Raw genomic sequence first — 17078 nt, 5'->3', positions numbered from 1 at the left:
GCGAACAAGGTCGTTCCCGGTGCGGGGCTGCTGGTGGTGACCTGGCGCCTGGGGGACCAGGACATCGACACCGGCTTCCGCGCGGACGACAAGTCCACTCAGGACGAGTGGGCGGGTGCGGTGCGGGCATTGGCGCCTGCCGCAGGACGTGACGACAACCCGGAGGGACAGGCATGACCGCGCACACCCCGGCGGCACTGGTGCTCGAAGACGGCCGGATCTTCCGCGGCGCCGCCTACGGCCAGGAGGGCCGCACGCTCGGCGAGGCGGTGTTCTCCACCGCCATGACCGGCTACCAGGAGACGCTGACCGACCCGTCGTACCACCGCCAGATCGTGGTGCAGACGGCGCCGCAGATCGGCAACACCGGCTGGAACGACGAGGACGACGAGTCGCAGCGCATCTGGGTCGCGGGCTACGCGGTGCGCGACCCCGCGCGGGTGCCGTCGAACTGGCGCTCCCGCCGCGCGCTGGAGGAAGAGCTGCGCGCGCAGGGCATCGTGGGCATCGCGGGCCTGGACACCCGCACGGTGACCCGCCACCTGCGCGAGCGCGGCGCGATGCGCGCCGGGATCTTCTCCGGTGCGGCCCTGGGCTCCGACGAGGAGCTGGTCGCCCAGGTGACGGCGTCCGAGCAGATGTCCGGCGCGAACCTGGCCGGTGACGTGACGACCGCCGAGCCGTACGTGGTGGCCGCCGAGGGCGAGAAGAAGTTCACCGTCGCGGCGCTGGACCTGGGCATCAAGTCCAACACGCCGCGGATGATGGCCCAGCGCGGCATCGAGGTGCACGTGCTGCCGCTGTCGTCCACAGTGGACGACCTGCTGGCGGTGAAACCGGACGGCGTGTTCCTGTCCAACGGCCCCGGCGACCCGGCGACCGCCGACCACGCCGTGGAGCTCACCCGCGAGGTGCTGGGCCGCAAGCTGCCGCTGTTCGGCATCTGCTTCGGCAACCAGCTGCTGGGCCGCGCGCTCGGCCGCGGGACGTACAAGATGCGCTACGGCCACCGCGGCATCAACATCCCGGTGATCGACGTGGACACCGGCAAGGTCGCCATCACCGCGCAGAACCACGGTTTCGCGGTCGAGGGCGAGGCCGGGGAGCGGTTCGGCACCGACTTCGGCGCCGCGAAGATCAGCCACTACTGCCCGAACGACGGCACGGTCGAGGGCCTGCGGCTGCTCGACGGCCCCGCGTTCAGCGTCCAGTACCACCCGGAGGCGGCGGCCGGTCCGCACGACGCCGCGCCCCTGTTCGACGAGTTCACCAGCATGATGAGCGAGGCCCGCTGATGGCGAAGCGCACTGATATCAAGCACGTGATGGTGATCGGCTCCGGGCCGATCGTCATCGGGCAGGCCTGCGAATTCGACTACTCGGGCACGCAGGCGTGCCGGGTGCTGCGGGAGGAAGGGCTGCGGGTCAGCCTGGTCAACTCCAACCCGGCGACGATCATGACCGACCCGGAGTTCGCGGACGCCACCTACGTGGAACCGATCACCCCGGAGTTCGTGGAGAAGGTCATCGCGGCCGAGCGCCCCGACGCGCTGCTGGCGACCCTCGGCGGCCAGACCGCGCTGAACACGGCGATGGCGCTGGACGAGCGCGGTGTGCTGGAGAAGTACGGCGTGGAGCTGATCGGCGCCGACATCGAGGCCATCGAGCGCGGTGAGGACCGGCAGCGGTTCAAGGACATCGTGCGCTCCATCGGCGGCGACGCGCCGGAGAGCGCCGTGTGCAAGTCGATGGACGAGGTCCGCGACTTCGTCCGCGAGCACTCGCTGCCCGTGGTGATCCGCCCCAGCTTCACGATGGGCGGTCTCGGCTCCGGCATGGCGCACACGCACGAGGACCTGGAGCGGATGGCCTCGCTGGGCCTCACCGAGTCCCCGGTGCACGAGGTGCTCATCGAGGAGAGCGTGCTCGGCTGGAAGGAGTACGAGCTGGAGCTGATGCGCGACCACGCCGACAACGTGGTGGTCATCTGCTCCATCGAGAACATCGACCCGATGGGCGTGCACACCGGCGACTCGGTGACGGTGGCCCCGGCGATGACGCTGACCGACCGCGAGTACCAGAAGATGCGCGACGTCGGCATCGACGTGCTGCGCGCGGTGGGCGTGGAGACCGGCGGCTGCAACATCCAGTTCGCGATCCACCCGGAGACCGGGCGCATGGTCGTGATCGAGATGAACCCGCGGGTGTCGCGCTCCTCGGCGCTGGCGTCGAAGGCGACCGGTTTCCCGATCGCGAAGATCGCGGCGAAGCTGGCGATCGGCTACACGCTCGACGAGATCCGCAACGACATCACCGGCGAGACCCCGGCGAGCTTCGAGCCGACGCTGGACTACGTGGTCGTCAAGGTGCCGCGGTTCGCGTTCGAGAAGTTCCCGGGCGCCGACCCGCTGCTGACGACGACGATGAAGAGCGTCGGCGAGGCCATGTCGCTGGGCCGCTCCTTCCAGGAGGCGCTGGGCAAGGCGCTGCGCTCGATGGAGACCTCGCGGATCGGGTTCTGGACGAAGGGCGACCCGGAGGGCGCGACCCTGGAGTCCACTCTGGACGACCTGCGGATCGCGCACGACGGGCGGCTCTACACCGTGGAGCGCGCGCTGCGGCTGGGCGCCACGGTGGCGCAGGTGCACGAGGCCTCGGGCATCGACCCGTGGTTCGTGGACCAGGTGGCCGCGCTGGTGGAGCTGCGCGAGCAGCTGATCGCGGCACCGGTGCTGGACGCGGACCTGCTGCGGCTGGCGAAGCGCTCCGGGCTGTCCGACCGCCAGCTCGCCGCGCTGCGCCCGGAACTGTCCGATGAGGACGGTGTGCGGGCGCTGCGGCACCGGCTGGACGTGCGGCCGGTGTACAAGACGGTGGACACCTGCGCGGCCGAGTTCGCGGCCCGCACCCCGTACCACTACTCGGCCTACGAGCTGGACCCCGGCGCCGAGTCCGAGGTCGCCGAGCAGCGCGACCGCCCCAAGGTGATCATCCTGGGCTCGGGGCCGAACCGCATCGGCCAGGGCATCGAGTTCGACTACTCGTGCGTGCACGCGGCGACCTCGCTGCGCGACGCCGGGTTCGAGACCGTGATGGTCAACTGCAACCCGGAGACGGTGTCCACCGACTACGACACCGCGGACCGGTTGTACTTCGAGCCGCTGACGTTCGAGGACGTGCTGGAGGTCGTCGAGTCCGAGCGCGCGTCCGGCGAGGTCGCGGGCGTCATCGTGCAGCTGGGCGGGCAGACGCCGCTGGGCCTGGCGCAGCGGCTCGCCGACGCGGGCGTGCCGATCGTGGGCACCCCGCCGGAAGCGATCCACCTCGCGGAGGAGCGCGGCGCGTTCGGCGACGTGCTGCGCAAGGCCGGGTTGCCCGCGCCGAAGTACGGCATGGCGACCTCGTTCGACGCGGCCAAGCGCATCGCCGACGAGATCGGCTACCCGGTGCTGGTGCGCCCGTCGTACGTCCTCGGCGGCCGCGGCATGGAGATCGTCTACGACGAGGCGTCGCTGGAGAACTACATCGCCCGCGCCACCGAGGTCACCCCGGAGCACCCGGTGCTGGTGGACAACTTCCTCGACGACGCCATCGAGATCGACGTGGACGCGCTGTGCGACGGCGACGAGGTGTACCTCGGCGGCGTGATGGAGCACATCGAGGAGGCCGGCATCCACTCCGGCGACTCGGCGTGCGCGCTGCCGCCGATCACGTTGGGGCGCCAGGACATCGAGCAGGTCCGCGAGTCCACGAAGGCCATCGCGAAGGGCATCGGCGTGCTCGGCCTGCTCAACGTGCAGTACGCGTTGAAGGACGACGTGCTGTACGTGCTGGAGGCGAACCCGCGGGCCTCGCGCACCGTGCCGTTCGTGTCGAAGGCGACGGCGGCACCGCTGGCGAAGGCCGCGTCCCGGATCATGCTGGGCGCGAGCATCGCCGACCTGCGGTCCGAGGGCCTGCTCCCGTCGACCGGGGACGGCGCCGACCTGCCGATCGACGCGCCGGTGGCGGTGAAGGAAGCGGTGCTGCCGTTCCACCGCTTCCGCACCCCGGAGGGCCACGGCGTGGACTCGCTGCTGGGGCCGGAGATGAAGTCGACCGGCGAGGTGATGGGCATCGACGTCTCCTTCGGGCAGGCGTTCGCGAAGTCCCAGACCGCCTCGTACGGTTCGCTGCCGACCTCGGGCACCGTGTTCGTGTCGGTCGCCAACAAGGACAAGCGTTCGCTGGTGTTCCCGGTGAAGCGCCTCGCCGACCTCGGGTTCGAGGTCCTCGCGACCTCGGGCACCACGGAGGTGTTGCGGCGCAACGGGATTCCGGCGAAGGAGGTGCGCAAGCACAACGAGTCCAAGCAGGACGGTGAGCGCGACGTCATCGACCTGATCCGGGCCGGCGAGATCGACATGGTGGTCAACACCCCGTACGGCAACCCGGGCCCGCGGGTCGACGGCTACGAGATCCGCACCGCCGCGGTGTCCCGCGACATCCCGTGCATCACCACGGTGCAGGGCGCGGCGGCCGCGGTGCAGGGCATCGAGGCGGTCATCAACGGCGACATCGGCGTGCGGCCGCTCCAGGCGCTGCAGGCCGCGCTGCGCAAGGGCGGTGACCTGCGGTGACGGCCGTGCGGTCGGGCTTCGGGCGGCGGCTCGCGGACGCGGTCGCCGCGCGCGGCGCGCTGTGCGTGGGCATCGACCCGCACCCGGCGCTGCTGCACGCCTGGGGCTTGGAGGAGAGCCCGGCCGCGCTGGAGCGGTTCGCGATGACCGCGGTGGAGGCGCTGGCCGGTGAGGTCGCGGTGCTCAAACCGCAGTCGGCGTTCTTCGAGGTCTACGGCTCGGCGGGCGTGGCGGTGCTGGAGAAGGTCGTCGCCGCCTCCCGCGAGGCCGGGGCCCTGGTGCTGCTGGACGTCAAGCGCGGCGACATCGGTTCGACGATGACGGCGTACGCGAACGCCTACCTCGACGAGCACTCGCCGCTGGCGGCGGACGCGCTGACGGTGTCGCCGTACCTCGGGTTCGGTTCGCTGGCACCGGCGCTGGGCATCGCGGAGCAGACCGGGCGCGGTGTGTTCGTGCTGGCGCGCACCTCGAACCCGGAGGGCGTGGCGCTGCAGCGCTCCACCGCGGACGACGGGCGCACCGTCGCCCAGTCCATCGTGGACGCGGCGGGGGAGAACAACGCCGGGGCCGACCCGTTCGGCTACGTCGGCGTGGTCGCCGGGGCGACGATCAAGCCGGGGGAGCTGGACTTCTCCCGGTTGAACGGCCCGATCCTGGCCCCCGGCCTGGGAGCTCAGGGCGCCACCGTGCAGGGCCTGCGCGCCACCTTCGGCGCGGCCCTGCCCTCGGTGCTGCCCGCCACGGCCCGCGACGTCCTCCGCCACGGCCCGTCCGTGCCGGACCTGCGCTCCGCGGCCCGCCGAGTCCGCGACGAACTCGGAGTCCTGCTGGAGTCCTGACGCGGTCTTCCGCCAGCTGAACGGCCCGTTCGACCGGTCTGGTCGGACGGGCCGTTCAGGTGCGGGGTGTTCTCTCGGTCCGGACGACGAGGGCGGGCGCTCCGGTTCAGGCGTCTCCGGGTTCGAGGGCGAGGTGGAGCTGGCCGCCGTCGAGGGCGACGAGCGGGGTGAACGGGTCCGGGTTCCCCGCCAGGCACCGGGCGCAGTCGACGGGTTCGGTGACCGCTTCCGGGGTTCCGGCCACGGCACGGCTGTCCAGCGGTTGGTGGCACGCGGGCGTCGGGAACTTCAGCCCGCCGTACCAGTCGCGCAGCTCGACGCGGTGAACCCGCCGCCCGCGGCCGGGCTGGCGCAGGTTGCGGTTCCGGAATCGCGCGCACTCCTGTTCGGAGATGCGGCGCAGGGCCAGGGACGTCGGGTCGGTGCGGCGCTCGATCGCGGACACCCGATCCAGAGTCCTGGCAGGTGGGAGCGCCGCATACCGCGAAATCGGTGACGCCCCGCCGCCGATCGGGTGGGAAGAACGCCCGGCGCCTCCGACGACCGGTCCGCCGGTCGGACGGGCCGTTCACCCGCGGGGCGTCGGCTCCGCGGCGCTGTCGAGGGCGTCGAGGACGGCGTCGCCGTGCTCCCGAGCCCACTCGGTGAGCACGTGGATCGGGTCGATCAGGGTCGCGCCGAGCGGGGTGAGCTCGTACTCGACGCGGGGCGGGACCTCGGCGTGGGCGTGGCGCCGGACGAGCCCGTGCGCTTCGAGGCGCCGGAGCGTCTGGGTGAGCACCTTGCGCGAGATGCCGCCGATCAGGCCGGCCAGCTCGCCGTGGCGCACCGGCCCCCTGCTGAGCCCGGCGAGCACGACCGCCGTCCACTTGTCGGCGAGCAGTTCCACCGCGAGCCGCGCCGGGCAGTCGGCGAGGAAGGGCGCGTCGGGGGCGAAACCGCTCATGGCGCCAACGTTACCCGGAGGTTCCCGTGGAACCGCCTAGCTTGGGACCAGCCCATCACCGCAGCTAGGAGCAGCCATGCGTGCCATCGTCCAGCAGGAGATCGGCGGTCCGGAGGTGCTCGCCGTCGTCGACGCGCCCGAGCCCCGGCCGCTGCCGACCGAGGTCCTCGTCCGCGTCTCGGCGATCGGGTTGAACCCGTTGGAGGCCCGGCTGCGCGCGGGCGAGTTCCCGTTGCTCGGGCGGCCGCCGTTCACGCTCGGCTGGGACGTCAGCGGTGTCGTCGAGGAGGCGATGACGTGGCGGTTCCGGCCCGGCGACGAGGTGTTCGGGATGCCGCTGTTCCCGCGGGCGGCGAACGCCTACGCCGAGCGCGTGGCGGCTCCGGCGCTGCACCTGGCGCGCAAGCCGGCGGCGTTGTCCCACGTCGAGGCCGCGGCGCTGCCGATCGCCGGGCTGACGGCGTGGCAGGGCCTCGTCGACCTCGGCGGCGTGACCGCGGGCGACCGGGTCCTCGTGCACGGCGGCGGGGGCGGTGTCGGGCACGTCGCGATCCAGCTGGCGAAGGCGCTCGGCGCGCACGTGATCACCACCGCGGGCGGCGGCAAGCGGGAGTTCGCGGCGGAGCTGGGTGCGGACGAGGTGATCGACTACGCGGCGGTGGACTTCGCGGAGGTCGTCCGCGACGTGGACCTCGTGCTCGACACGTTGGGCGGCGACGTTCCGGAGCGGTCCCTGGAGGTCCTCCGCCCGGGCGGGCACCTCGTCACGGCAGTCGCCGAGGAGGACGTCCGGCAGGCCGCCCGGTTCGCGGCGGCGGGCAGGCGGTTCAGCGGTATCGCGGTCGATCCGGACCCGGTGGCGCTGCGCGGACTCGTCGACCTCGTCGACCGGGGCGAACTGCGGGTGCACGTGCAGGAGGTGTTCCCGTTCGAGCGGGTCGCCGACGCGCACCGGATGCTCGACGCGGGGCACCTGCGGGGGAAGCTCGTCCTCAGCACCTGATCCCCGCCAGGTGAGCGGCCCGTCCTGCCGGCGGGCCACTCACCTGGGGGCGGGACGGGTCAGGTGGTCGGGAAGTGGTCTTCGGCGGACGGGATGGTGCCGGTGAGGCTGTAGTTCTTGCCGTCGTCCCCGTCGTAGTTCTGCTCGTAGTACTGCTCGGCGCCGAGGGTGCCGCGCGCGATCTGGCTCTCCGCGGTGCGCACGTCGGAGACGGTTTCCGCGGTGTCGCGGGCGGCGGCGCCGTTGATGCCGCCGCCTTCCGGCCACGCCGTCGCTCTGTCCACAGCGGACTGGGTGGTGCGCTCCGCGGCCCGGCCCAGGTCGTCGGCGTTGCCCATCAGCCCGGCCCCGCGCCCCCCGAGCTGCTCGGCGCTCTTGCCGAGTCCGGTGGCCGCGTCGGCGGTGCGCGCGCCGGCGCTGCCGAGGGCTTCGCCGCCGCGGCCGACGGCGCTCGCGGTGGAGCCGAGGGCGTCCGCGCCGCGGGAGGTGGCCTGCCCGGCGGCGGTCGCCGCGCCGCCGAGTCCGGGGGAGGTCGGGAACGCCGACAGCCCGCTGGAGGTGAGCTTGGAACCGACCTTCGCGCCCGCCTCGGCCATGCTCTCCAAGGCCTTGGCCAGGTGCGTTCCGGCTTTGCCGAGCTTGGCGAGCAGTTCGCTCACCTTCGTCGCGATCTTCGACAGGGTCATGCCGACCCGCCCGGCCGCGTAGCCGAGGTAGCCCGCGACGGTCGCGCCGAAGCTGACGACGGATCCGGCGAGCGCGGCCAGCGCGCCCTTGATGAGCTCGGCGACGACGGCCGCGATGATGTCCCGCACCAGCCCGCGGCAGGTGGCGACCATGGTGCCCGCGGTGGCCATCGCGCCGGACGCGGTGCCCGCGCTGATCGCCATGGCCTGGACGCCTTCGGCGAACTCCCCGGCGCGCTGCTGGTAGGCGTCGCACGCCTTGCCCTGCCAGTCGGCGCAGCCGGACTGGACCTGGCCGGGGATGTCGGCGGCGAGCTGCTCCAGGTCGGCCTTCACCTGCTGCCAGGTGTCGGCGCCCTCCTTGATGGCGTTCGGGTCGCCGGCGAGGAAGTCGAGGGCTTCGCGCAGCGGCGTCAGGTGCTCCATCAGCCAGCCGACGCCGGCGGCGAGCACCGAGCCGATCGGGTCGATGGCGGTGATCAGCCCGTCCAGGGCGAGGACACCGCCGCTGGCGGCGAACTCGCCCCAGTCCTCGCTCTCGAACGCGCTCCAGGTGGCCCGCGCCGAGTCGAAGATCCCGGCGCCCGCGGTCGAGGTGTCCGACCCCATGTCGGTGAACATGCCGGTCATACCTGCACCTGCCCGAGCTGCTGGGAGTTGCGGACGTCGGTGTCGTGGTAGTCCGCGGCGGTCGCGTCGACCCGTTCACCGAGGTCGCGGGTGAGGTCGGCGAACTTGCCGATCTCCTCGGCCGCCTGCTGCGAGGTCTGCCGGGCCTGCCCGGAGAACGCCTGGCCGACCAGCCCGAAGCTGTCGACGCCGAACGAGACCCCGGCGCCCTTCTCCCCGGCGGCGGCGATGTCGTCGGCGAGACCGGCCAGCCACTGCGCGTGCGTGGACAACCGGTCCGTTGTCACTTTGAACATGATCTCACTCCCCAGTGATCACCGCAGGTAGGTCTGCGGCGGTTCGTCCTCGTCGAAGGCCGGATCGTCGTTCCGACTCGCGGCGCCCTCGTCCGGTTCCGCCGGGAGCTGGGTTCGCAGGAATTCCATCGCCGACGCCCCCGCGAACGGCTCCACGGTCTGCGCGACCTTGTGCGCGACGGCGCCTTGGGCCTGGGCTGCGAGCCGCAGGATGGTGTCGCGCAGGTCGGCCGGGCCGCGCTGCATCGAATTCCGGTCGAAGTCCAGGCCCTGCAGGGCGCCGTTGGAGCCGACGGTGACCGAGACGCCGCCTTCGGTGGCGGTCTCGGTGAGGGAACCCAGCTGCTCCTGCAGCTGCTGGGACTGGCGCACCATCTCGTCGGCGCGGCCCTGCAGCGAGTCGAGGAACTGCTGCGGTGTTTGCTCTGCCATGCGGAAACCCCCGGTGTCGTGCCTGTCGGGGCGCCAGGTGCGCGCCTCGCGCCGGCCGGGTACGACCCGTCGGCACCACGATCGACGATCGCGGCGCCCGGACGGTTCCACGCGCGTGCACCGCGCACACCGGAACCCCAGAGCTCCCCCGGGAGGAGAGCGAACCCACCGGCACGAGCGCCCCCAGCGCTCGGCGCCCATCCAACATCCCGCGGCGCGCCGAGGTCAACGCGGGGTCGGTGCGGAACGTGTGCGGAACGTGTGCGCGGCGGGTGGTGCACTGGGGCGCAGCGACCGGCACGGTGGCCCGTCCGTCGGTCGGGAGCCGGGCGGTGAGCGGCCGGTTCGTCGGCTGGGGGTGGGCGAACCGGGCCGTTCACCGGCCCGGGCCCCGTGCGCTTCAGGCCGCGGGGTGCAGGGCGCGGAGGCGTCCGGCGACGAGGCGGCTGCGGACGCCGAAGCCGAGCGCGACGACCGGCAGAGCGGCGAGGGCGAGGACGCCGAGCGGGCCTTGACCGCTGAGCAGCGCCGCGCCGAGACCGAGGATTCCCAGCACCAGCAGCAGGTTCGCCCGGGCGAGCCGTCCGCCCACCGGCACCGGCGGCTCCACATCGGGGTACCCGTGCCGCCGCCGCGCGAGGGCGAATCCGGCGCCGACGGCGAGGAACGCGTGCCCGGCCACGACCACCACGACCGGGACCCAGCCGAGCAGGTCGAGCCGACCGCTGCCGAGCCCGCCCGCGAGGACCAGCCACCACCCGGCGGCGAGCAGCGCGGGCGGCCAGATCCCCAGCCGGGCGCGCCTGCGCCGTTCCGCGTCCCGCGAGGGGAGGCGCACGCCGAGCAGCGCGAGCCCCAGCAGCGGCGCGAACAGCGCCCAGCCCAGCGGTGCCCACTCGCCCGCGGAGGCCACCACCACGTTGCTGCCCCGGTTGTCGAGCTCGCGGCGTTCGACCGGTGCGGGGGTCGTGGTGTTGTCCGGGGTGAGGTCGGAGTACTTGAAGGTGCGCTGCTCGGTGCGGCCGTCGTCCCAGCGGATCGTCGCCTCGCAGCGCCACCACCAGCCGAGGCCCGACGCGCTGATCGGCCCGACGCGCGCGCAGCCGGTGGCCAGCGCGGTGCCGCGCTCGGTGGGCGTGCCGTCGGTGCCGGTGATGCCGGTGGCGCCCATGACGGTGGCGAACACGAGCAGCACCAGCAGCCGCACCGCGAGCTGCGCGGCGATGCCGCCGGCCCTGCGTCCCGGCGAGCGCTCCGTCGCCTCGCGTTCCTCGCGTGGAGCGGCCGGTTCGCCGTGCCCGGGCAGCATGTCGTCGGAAGGTCGCACGTCCAGTCCTGTTCCCCCAGAGGCCGTTGCGGCGCCGAACCTAGCACGCGCCCGCGCGCCGCCCCCTCGACCGCGCGGCCGCTCGCAGGTGAATGGCCCATTCGCCCAGTCCGCTTGGGCGGGTGGGCCATTCACCTGGTGGATCAGCGGGCGCAGAGGACCTCGACGGCGGTCTCGGCGTCGCCCTGGAAGGCCATGTCCAGGAAGTAGAGCTTGTCGGAGAGCTCGCCCAGCTGCTCCTTCACCACCTCCACGCGCGTCTCGCCCTGGGTGAGGTGGATGCCGCGCACGGCCATCGTGATCACGATGGCCTCCGCCCGCCCCGCCGCGGTGATCTCCCACTTCGCTTCGCTCATCCGTGCCTCCGGTGATTCGGATTTCCGTTGGTGCGGAACACCTTCGGAACTTCCCGCCCTGGCACGCAATGAATCTTTCGGGTGAGTGATCTGGCTTGCCACGGCGGCAACCCGAGAAGCTGCTCTTGAACGGCACAGGAGGTGTCATGAGCACGAGCAGCGCGGTCCCGGTGCGGACGCGCCGAGTGGCGAGCAGATTGCGCGATCTGCGTCGGCGCAGCGGACTTTCCGCGCCGGAGGTGTCGCGGTCGCTGGGTATCTCGATGAGCAAGATCAGCCGGATGGAATCCGGGCAACGCGGCCTCAACGCCGACGACGTGGCGGCGATGCTGGGGTTGTACCGGGTTCCCAGCCGAGAGCGGGAGGAGGTGCTGACGCTGGTCCGGAACGGTGCGAGCCCGAACTGGTGGACCATGCCGAGTGGTTCGCTGGAGAAGTACTGGGACGACTTCCGATCTTTCGAAGCGGAAGCGACCACCTTGCGGAGCTACGAAACGATGCTGTTCCCGGGACTGCTGCAGACGCCCGGGTACGTCATCGCCATCGCGCACGCTCTTGCGCCGCACGGCATCGAAGGCGACTTGGACAAGCTGCTGGCTCAGCGCACTGCGCGGCAGACCCAGTTGCACAGCGAGCGCACTTTCGAGTTCTTGATCGAGCAGAGCGTGCTCGAACGGGAAGCCGGAACCGCGGAGACGATGCACAGGCAGTTGGAACGCGTGTCGGTCGTCGCGACCCGACCGAACGTGAGCGTGCAGATCGTGCCGCACTCCGCTGGGGCGCACGTCGGCCTGGACGGGCCGTTCCTCTACTTGGAATTCACTGAGCACGCTGATCTCGTCCTCGGGGAGGCCATCGGTTGTGCCTCCTACATCGAGGAGAAGCAGATCGTCGCGGAGCGGCGAGAAGCACTGGGAATGCTGCGCAAGATCGCGCTGCCTCCCGATGAGTCGTTGCGACTGATCGACCGGAAATCCGACGAGTGGCGTCGGCGGAGCTGACGAACAGGAGAGATCCATGCGATCGCACTGGCAGAAGAGCAGCTACAGCAACTCGGTTCAATACTGCGTCGAGATAGCCCACTTGGACGGCACCATCGCCGCCCGCGATTCCAAGGACCCCCACGGCGGCGTGCTCCGAATGAACCCCACCAGCTGGTCCGCTTTCCTGCGGGCGCTGCGGCAGGACCGCTTCACCGGCTGAGCACGGGTCGACGACGCCCCCGCCGCGATCACCGGATCAGGCGCACCACCGCGGCCGAACGGACGCGGCACCGTCCTCCCAGCGCACGCATCCCGGCGTGCGGCGTTCCGGCGCGCGATGATCACCGCTAATCTCGTTCCCCGGGAAGGAATCCGCCGGACCCGGCAGAGGAACGGAGGGCCGGTGCGCTTCCGGCTGTTGGGCCCCGTCGAATGCCTCGACGAGCACGATCGGCCCGTCGCGCTCAGCGCCAGGCAGCGCACCCTGCTCGCGGCGCTGCTGCTCAACTCGGGCCGGACCGCGACGACCGGGCTGCTGATCGGCATGATCTGGGACGTGCCACCTCCCTCGGCGGCCGCGAACCTGCGCACCCACATCGGCGCCCTGCGCCGCCGCATGGGGCCGGGCGGAGCGCAGCTGCTCAGCCGACCCGGCGGCTACCGGCTCGACGCCGGACCGGATTCGCTGGACGTGCTGCGGTTCCGGGAACTCGCGGCCGACGCCGAACGCGCGCTGCGCGAGGACGACCTGCGGTCCGCCGCGGAACGGTTCGCGGCGGCGCTCGACCTGTGGCGGGGCGACCCGCTCGAAGACCTGGACTGCACGATCGCGCTGCGCGCCGACGCCGACCGGCTCGACGAAGAACGGCTGCACGTGCTCGAACGCCACCACGACGTGGCGCTCGCGCTCGGCGAGCACGCGGCGCTGCTGCCCGGACTGCACGCCCTCGTGCGCGAACACCCGCTGCGGGAACGACTGCGGGCGCAGCTGATGCTCGCGCTGCACCGCGCCGGACGGCCCACCGACGCGCTCGCCGCCTACGCCGACGTGCGCGCACTGCTCGCCGCCGAACACGGCATCGACCCCGGCGCCGAACTCGCCGAGCTGCACCGCCGCATCCTCGCCGCCGACCCCGGGCTGACCGTCCTCGACCCGCCTGCCGCCGAACGACCGGCGGCGCCCGCCGGACTCCCGCCCGCACCCGCCGCGCTCACCGGCCGCGACGCCGAACTCGCCGCACTGCACCACGGGCTCACCCGGGACCGCGCAGGCGGCGAACGCCCGGCGGTGTGGATGATCAGCGGCGCCGGTGGTACCGGGAAGACGGCGCTGGCCGTGCAGGCGGCGCACCAGGTGCGGGAGCACTACCCGGACGGGCAGCTGTTCGCCGCGCTGCGCGACGCTCGCGGCCCGGCCCGGCCGGTCGACGTGCTCGGGCGGCTGCTGCGCTCGCTCGGAGTGCGGGACGCGCCGGTGGACGCCGAGGAGCGGGCCGCGCTGTACCGGAACCTGCTCGCCGACCGCCGGGTGCTCGTCGTGCTCGACGGTGCCGCCGACGCCGCGGGAGTGCGCCCGCTGATCCCCGGCGGCTCCGGGAACGCCGTGCTCGTCACCGGGCGGCCGGCGCTCACCGGACTCGACGCGGCCGGGCACGTGTCGCTGCGCGTGCTCAGCGCCGCGGACGGAATCCGGTTGCTGGAGCGCTGGGTCGGCGCCGACCGGACGCACCGCGAAGCTGACGAGGCCGCGCGCATCGCGCACTACTGCGGCGGATTGCCGTTGGCGCTGCGGATCGCCGCCGCCCAGCTCGCCGCCCGCCCGCACTGGCCCCTGCGCGCGCTCGCCGAGCGGCTCGCGGACGAACGCACCCGGCTGTCCCGGCTGAGCGCCGGTGACCTCGACGTGCGCGCCGGGCTGGCCCTCGGCTACGACGAGCTCGACCCCACGGCCCGCAGGCTGCTCCGGCTGTTGTCCAGAGTGGACTGCGCGGAGTTCCCGGCGTGGATCGCCGCGCCACTGCTGGACATCGGGGTCGACGAGGCCGAGGAAATCGTGGAGGCGCTCGCCGAAGCGCGGCTGCTGGACGTGCGGGAAGACCCGCCGCACCACCGGTTCCGGCTGCACGACCTCACCCGCGCCTTCGGCCGCGAACAACCCGAGGACGCCGCGCCCGCCGCGCTGCGCAGGCTCGCCGACACCTGGCTCGGGCTCGCCGAACACCTCAACCGGCGGCTGCCGCACCACGACCTGTGCTTCGACGCCGCGCCCGGCGCGAACCGGCCCGGCCCGCACGTCACCGCGCTCGCCGAACGCGTCCGCGACCCGGTGCGTTGGTTCGACGCGATGTGGCCCGAACTGCGCGCCACCGTCGAGCAGTGCGCGGCGCTCGGGCTCGGCGAGCACGCGTGGCGGTTCGCCGCCGCCACCGCCGCTTACCAGGACCTGCGCGCCGACTACGCCGACTGGGCCGTCCTCAACCGCGCCGGGCTCGACGCGCTGCACGCCGACCACCACCAGCCGCGCGCCGTCCGGCTGCGCGGCGAAGCGGTGCTCCTCCAGCAGCGCGGCGTGCTCGACTGTCGCCGCAACGACCTGGAGCAGGCCGCGCGCCGATTCGCCGAGGCGCGGCGGCTGTTCGCCTCCGACGACGTCACCGACGCCGAAGGGGAGGCCTACGCCTGGCACGGCCTCGGCTGGACCGCCGAATGGCGCGGGCAGCCCGCCGAGGCCAGGGGCTGCCACGAGCAGGCGATCAGCGCGTTCGCCACCGGCGGCAACGTGCACGGCGCCCTCGCCGCGCGCTGCTCGCTGGCCGCCATCGGGCGCCGCAGCGGCCGGTTCGACGACGCCGTCGAGCACCTCACCGACGCGATGACCACCGCCCGCGCCCTCGCCGACGATTCCGCCGAACTGTCCGTGTGCCTCGAACTCGGGCGGGTGGAACGCGAACGCGGCGACACCGGCCGTGCCGCGCAGCTGCTGCGGCGCAGCCTCGCCCTCGCCGGGCGGCTCGGCGATCGGGACCTGGCGGCGAACCTGCGCCTGTTCCTCGCCGAAGCGCACCTCGACGCTGAGGAGGTCGGCGACGGCGGCTACGAGGTGTGGCAGGCGCTCGGCTTCTTCCACGAAGCCGCGGACGATGCCGGGATCGCCTGGGCCTACCGGCTGCTCAGCCGCATCGACCGCACCCGCGGCAGGCTGCCGACCGCGCTGCGCTTCGCCGAGCACGCGCTGGCGATCGTGCCCGACCTGCCCGCCGAACGGGCCAGGGCGCGGCGCGAACTCGCCTGCTGCCTGCTGCTGCACGGGCGGGCCGAACAGGCGCGGGAGCACTGGGACGCCGCGCAGCACTGGTTCGCCGCAGCGGGCTTCGACGTCGAAGCCCACCGCACCCGGCTCGAACGCCACGAGATCGAATCCGACGTCGGCTCCACCCCCTGATCCGGTCCCCGAGCAGGACGACGCCGTGCGGCGGACGGCCGCACGTGGCGCCCTGTGCCGGTCGTGTGCACGACGTGTGCACCGAACTCGCTGCACTGGACCGGTCCACGACGAGCACCGGAAACAGGAGACAGCGATGCGACCATCCCGAACCACCGCCGCGGCGGGCCTGGTGGCCTGCGCGGTGACCGGAGGACTCCTCCTCGGCACCGCACCCGCGCACGCGGCCACCTACAACGGCGCGTGCGGCAGCGGCTACTCCGTGGTGAACCAGGCCCAGATCTCCGGCAAGGGCACCGTGTTCCTCACCTACAACGCGAGCAACGAGACCAACTGCGTGGTGACCGTGCGGAACTCGCCCGGCGCCGCGGTGCCGATCTTCGCCGGGATCTCCCGGCAGGACGACTCCACCTGGTACGCCGTGGACCAGGGCGACTACACCACCTACGCGGGGCCGGTGTACCGCAGCGCGGCGGGCAAGTGCGTCACCTGGGGCGGGGCGATCAGCGGCGTCTACAACGGCGGCATCGACACCAACTGCGGCTGAGGGGAGCGGGACCATGCAGACGAGGACCAAGACCTGGGCGGCGCTCGCGCTCGGTGCCACGGCGGCGCTGCTCGGTGCGGTACCGGCGGCGGCCTCCACCACGGCCGCGGCACCCTACGGCGATCAATGCGGCAGCGGCTACGGCGTGGTGAACCGGTTCGACCTGCCGAACGCCCGCGGCACCGTCTACTTGACCTACCACTCCGGCAACGGCACCAACTGCGTCGTCACCATCCGCAGCAATCCCGGCACGGCGACGCTGATGGAGGCGTTCCTGCGCAAGTCCGGGAGCTCCGCGTGGACCAGCGACAGCGGGAACTTCACCACCTACGCCGGGCCCGTCCGGGTCGCGGCGGCGGGGCAGTGCGTCGACTGGGGCGGCACCATCGGCACCGCCACCGACTTCCGCTACGGGACCAACTGCGGCTGACCGCACTCCGAGGAGGAGCCATGAACAAGGCAGGAACGGTCGTCGCCGTCGCGGGCCTCGCGCTGGCCGGATCGATCACCTTCACCGCGCCCGAAGCGCACGCGGCCACCTACGGCGGCGAGTGCGGTTCCGGCTACGGCGTCGTCAACAGCGGGAGCATCGGGGGCAAGGGCACCGCGTTCCTCACCTACAACGCGAGCAACGGCCGCAACTGCGTGGTGGCCAAGCGCAACAGCAGCGGATCGGCGGTGCTCGTCGAAGCGGGCCTGTCGGTCAGCCCCGCCGGGAACCACTGGGACGTCTACGACGGCGGGAACTACACGACCTACGCCGGGCCGATCTACCTGAGCGCGGCCGGGAAGTGCGTCGACTGGATGGGCGGCATCGAAGGCACCCGCTACGTGGCCCGCGGCACCAACTGCGGTTGATCACCGGAGACGGCGGCGGCCGGCGGACGCCCGCCGGTACGCCCGCCGCGCCGCGCGGGCGGTGCGGGGGGGCCCCCCGGCGACGGCGCGGGCGGGACGCGCCGGCCCGCCG

Annotated in this window: 17 protein-coding genes; 10 read left to right on the top strand and 7 right to left on the bottom strand. The window is 72.8% G+C overall.

Features of this window, described 5'->3' with window-relative positions; all coding sequences use genetic code 11:
• The first annotated feature begins 173 nt into the window (after positions 1 to 173).
• Genes carA through pyrF form a run of 3 tightly spaced genes read left to right on the top strand, consistent with a single transcriptional unit; the run spans position 174 to position 5460 of the window.
• Positions 174 to 1295, top strand: coding sequence for a glutamine-hydrolyzing carbamoyl-phosphate synthase small subunit (gene carA / locus ABZ805_RS27430; protein ID WP_358446228.1), 1122 nt, complete (start codon positions 174 to 176; stop codon positions 1293 to 1295).
• Positions 1295 to 4618 carry a carbamoyl-phosphate synthase large subunit gene (gene carB / locus ABZ805_RS27425; protein ID WP_358446225.1) on the top strand — a complete coding sequence of 1108 codons (3324 nt, stop codon included), beginning with the start codon at positions 1295 to 1297 and terminating at the stop codon, positions 4616 to 4618. Before carA ends, carB begins: the two co-directional genes overlap by 1 nt.
• Positions 4619 to 4623: 5 nt before the next feature.
• On the top strand, positions 4624 to 5460 hold the full coding sequence (gene pyrF, locus ABZ805_RS27420) for an orotidine-5'-phosphate decarboxylase (protein ID WP_358446229.1): 837 nt from the start codon (positions 4624 to 4626) through the stop codon (positions 5458 to 5460).
• Positions 5461 to 5566: 106 nt separating this feature from the next.
• On the opposite strand, the gene ABZ805_RS27415 is transcribed toward pyrF, so the two are convergent.
• Positions 5567 to 5905: a hypothetical protein gene (locus ABZ805_RS27415; protein WP_358446223.1), complete on the bottom strand. Its 339-nt coding sequence runs from the start codon at positions 5903 to 5905 to the stop codon at positions 5567 to 5569.
• A gap of 123 nt (positions 5906 to 6028) precedes the next feature.
• On the bottom strand, positions 6029 to 6406 hold the full coding sequence (locus ABZ805_RS27410) for a helix-turn-helix domain-containing protein (protein ID WP_358446220.1): 378 nt from the start codon (positions 6404 to 6406) through the stop codon (positions 6029 to 6031).
• Positions 6407 to 6482: 76 nt separating this feature from the next.
• On the opposite strand from ABZ805_RS27410, the gene ABZ805_RS27405 reads away from it, so the two are divergent.
• Entirely contained in the window at positions 6483 to 7409 is a 927-nt protein-coding gene (locus tag ABZ805_RS27405; RefSeq protein WP_358446217.1) for an NADP-dependent oxidoreductase, read from the top strand.
• 59 nt (positions 7410 to 7468) lie between these two features.
• On the opposite strand, the gene ABZ805_RS27400 is transcribed toward ABZ805_RS27405, so the two are convergent.
• The 5 genes from ABZ805_RS27400 to ABZ805_RS27380 all read right to left on the bottom strand — a co-directional run bounded on the left by ABZ805_RS27400 (position 7469) and on the right by ABZ805_RS27380 (position 11136).
• A complete protein-coding gene (locus tag ABZ805_RS27400) occupies positions 7469 to 8725 on the bottom strand; it encodes a hypothetical protein (protein ID WP_358446214.1) in 1257 nt (418 codons plus the stop codon).
• Positions 8722 to 9021, bottom strand: a complete 300-nt coding sequence (locus ABZ805_RS27395; protein ID WP_358446211.1) for a type VII secretion target — start codon at positions 9019 to 9021, stop codon at positions 8722 to 8724. The genes ABZ805_RS27400 and ABZ805_RS27395 overlap by 4 nt, the downstream gene beginning before the upstream one ends.
• Positions 9022 to 9039: 18 nt before the next feature.
• Positions 9040 to 9453 carry a YbaB/EbfC family nucleoid-associated protein gene (locus tag ABZ805_RS27390; protein ID WP_358446208.1) on the bottom strand — a complete coding sequence of 138 codons (414 nt, stop codon included), beginning with the start codon at positions 9451 to 9453 and terminating at the stop codon, positions 9040 to 9042.
• A gap of 400 nt (positions 9454 to 9853) precedes the next feature.
• Complete coding sequence (locus ABZ805_RS27385; protein ID WP_358446206.1) at positions 9854 to 10780, bottom strand: DUF6346 domain-containing protein; 927 nt, start codon at positions 10778 to 10780, stop codon at positions 9854 to 9856.
• Positions 10781 to 10923: 143 nt separating this feature from the next.
• Positions 10924 to 11136, bottom strand: a complete 213-nt coding sequence (locus ABZ805_RS27380; protein ID WP_358446203.1) for a hypothetical protein — start codon at positions 11134 to 11136, stop codon at positions 10924 to 10926.
• A 95-nt stretch (positions 11137 to 11231) separates the two neighbouring features.
• Here ABZ805_RS27380 and ABZ805_RS27375 point away from each other — a divergent pair, with 95 nt between their 5' ends.
• From ABZ805_RS27375 to ABZ805_RS27350, 6 genes are all read left to right on the top strand, one after another.
• Positions 11232 to 12137: a helix-turn-helix transcriptional regulator gene (locus ABZ805_RS27375; RefSeq protein WP_358446200.1), complete on the top strand. Its 906-nt coding sequence runs from the start codon at positions 11232 to 11234 to the stop codon at positions 12135 to 12137.
• 16 nt (positions 12138 to 12153) lie between these two features.
• On the top strand, positions 12154 to 12339 hold the full coding sequence (locus tag ABZ805_RS27370) for a DUF397 domain-containing protein (protein WP_358446197.1): 186 nt from the start codon (positions 12154 to 12156) through the stop codon (positions 12337 to 12339).
• A gap of 183 nt (positions 12340 to 12522) precedes the next feature.
• On the top strand, positions 12523 to 15561 hold the full coding sequence (locus tag ABZ805_RS27365; RefSeq protein ID WP_358446194.1) for a BTAD domain-containing putative transcriptional regulator: 3039 nt from the start codon (positions 12523 to 12525) through the stop codon (positions 15559 to 15561).
• 136 nt (positions 15562 to 15697) lie between these two features.
• Complete coding sequence (locus ABZ805_RS27360; RefSeq protein ID WP_358446191.1) at positions 15698 to 16108, top strand: spore-associated protein A; 411 nt, start codon at positions 15698 to 15700, stop codon at positions 16106 to 16108.
• Positions 16109 to 16121: 13 nt separating this feature from the next.
• A complete protein-coding gene (locus tag ABZ805_RS27355) occupies positions 16122 to 16538 on the top strand; it encodes a spore-associated protein A (RefSeq protein ID WP_358446188.1) in 417 nt (138 codons plus the stop codon).
• Positions 16539 to 16558: 20 nt separating this feature from the next.
• A complete protein-coding gene (locus tag ABZ805_RS27350; RefSeq protein WP_358446185.1) occupies positions 16559 to 16966 on the top strand; it encodes a spore-associated protein A in 408 nt (135 codons plus the stop codon).
• The last annotated feature ends 112 nt before the right edge of the window (positions 16967 to 17078 follow it).

Source organism: Saccharopolyspora sp. NPDC047091, from assembly GCF_040643635.1.
In the GTDB taxonomy this organism is placed as follows: Bacteria; Actinomycetota; Actinomycetes; order Mycobacteriales; family Pseudonocardiaceae; genus Saccharopolyspora_C.
Note: the sequence above shows the minus strand (reverse complement) of the source record. Positions and strands in the feature narration are given on the sequence as shown.

What these genes read in the sequence shown, in the direction of transcription:
- ABZ805_RS27350 (WP_358446185.1), top strand. Translation starts at nt 16,559, where the DNA reads ATGAACAAGGCAGGAACGGTCGTCGCCGTCGCGGGCCTCGCGCTGGCC.
- ABZ805_RS27400 (WP_358446214.1), bottom strand. Translation starts at nt 8,725, where the DNA reads ATGACCGGCATGTTCACCGACATGGGGTCGGACACCTCGACCGCGGGC.
- ABZ805_RS27405 (WP_358446217.1), top strand. Translation starts at nt 6,483, where the DNA reads ATGCGTGCCATCGTCCAGCAGGAGATCGGCGGTCCGGAGGTGCTCGCC.
- carA (WP_358446228.1), top strand. Translation starts at nt 174, where the DNA reads ATGACCGCGCACACCCCGGCGGCACTGGTGCTCGAAGACGGCCGGATC.
- ABZ805_RS27390 (WP_358446208.1), bottom strand. Translation starts at nt 9,453, where the DNA reads ATGGCAGAGCAAACACCGCAGCAGTTCCTCGACTCGCTGCAGGGCCGC.
- ABZ805_RS27355 (WP_358446188.1), top strand. Translation starts at nt 16,122, where the DNA reads ATGCAGACGAGGACCAAGACCTGGGCGGCGCTCGCGCTCGGTGCCACG.
- ABZ805_RS27410 (WP_358446220.1), bottom strand. Translation starts at nt 6,406, where the DNA reads ATGAGCGGTTTCGCCCCCGACGCGCCCTTCCTCGCCGACTGCCCGGCG.
- ABZ805_RS27380 (WP_358446203.1), bottom strand. Translation starts at nt 11,136, where the DNA reads ATGAGCGAAGCGAAGTGGGAGATCACCGCGGCGGGGCGGGCGGAGGCC.
- ABZ805_RS27360 (WP_358446191.1), top strand. Translation starts at nt 15,698, where the DNA reads ATGCGACCATCCCGAACCACCGCCGCGGCGGGCCTGGTGGCCTGCGCG.
- carB (WP_358446225.1), top strand. Translation starts at nt 1,295, where the DNA reads ATGGCGAAGCGCACTGATATCAAGCACGTGATGGTGATCGGCTCCGGG.
- ABZ805_RS27370 (WP_358446197.1), top strand. Translation starts at nt 12,154, where the DNA reads ATGCGATCGCACTGGCAGAAGAGCAGCTACAGCAACTCGGTTCAATAC.
- ABZ805_RS27395 (WP_358446211.1), bottom strand. Translation starts at nt 9,021, where the DNA reads ATGTTCAAAGTGACAACGGACCGGTTGTCCACGCACGCGCAGTGGCTG.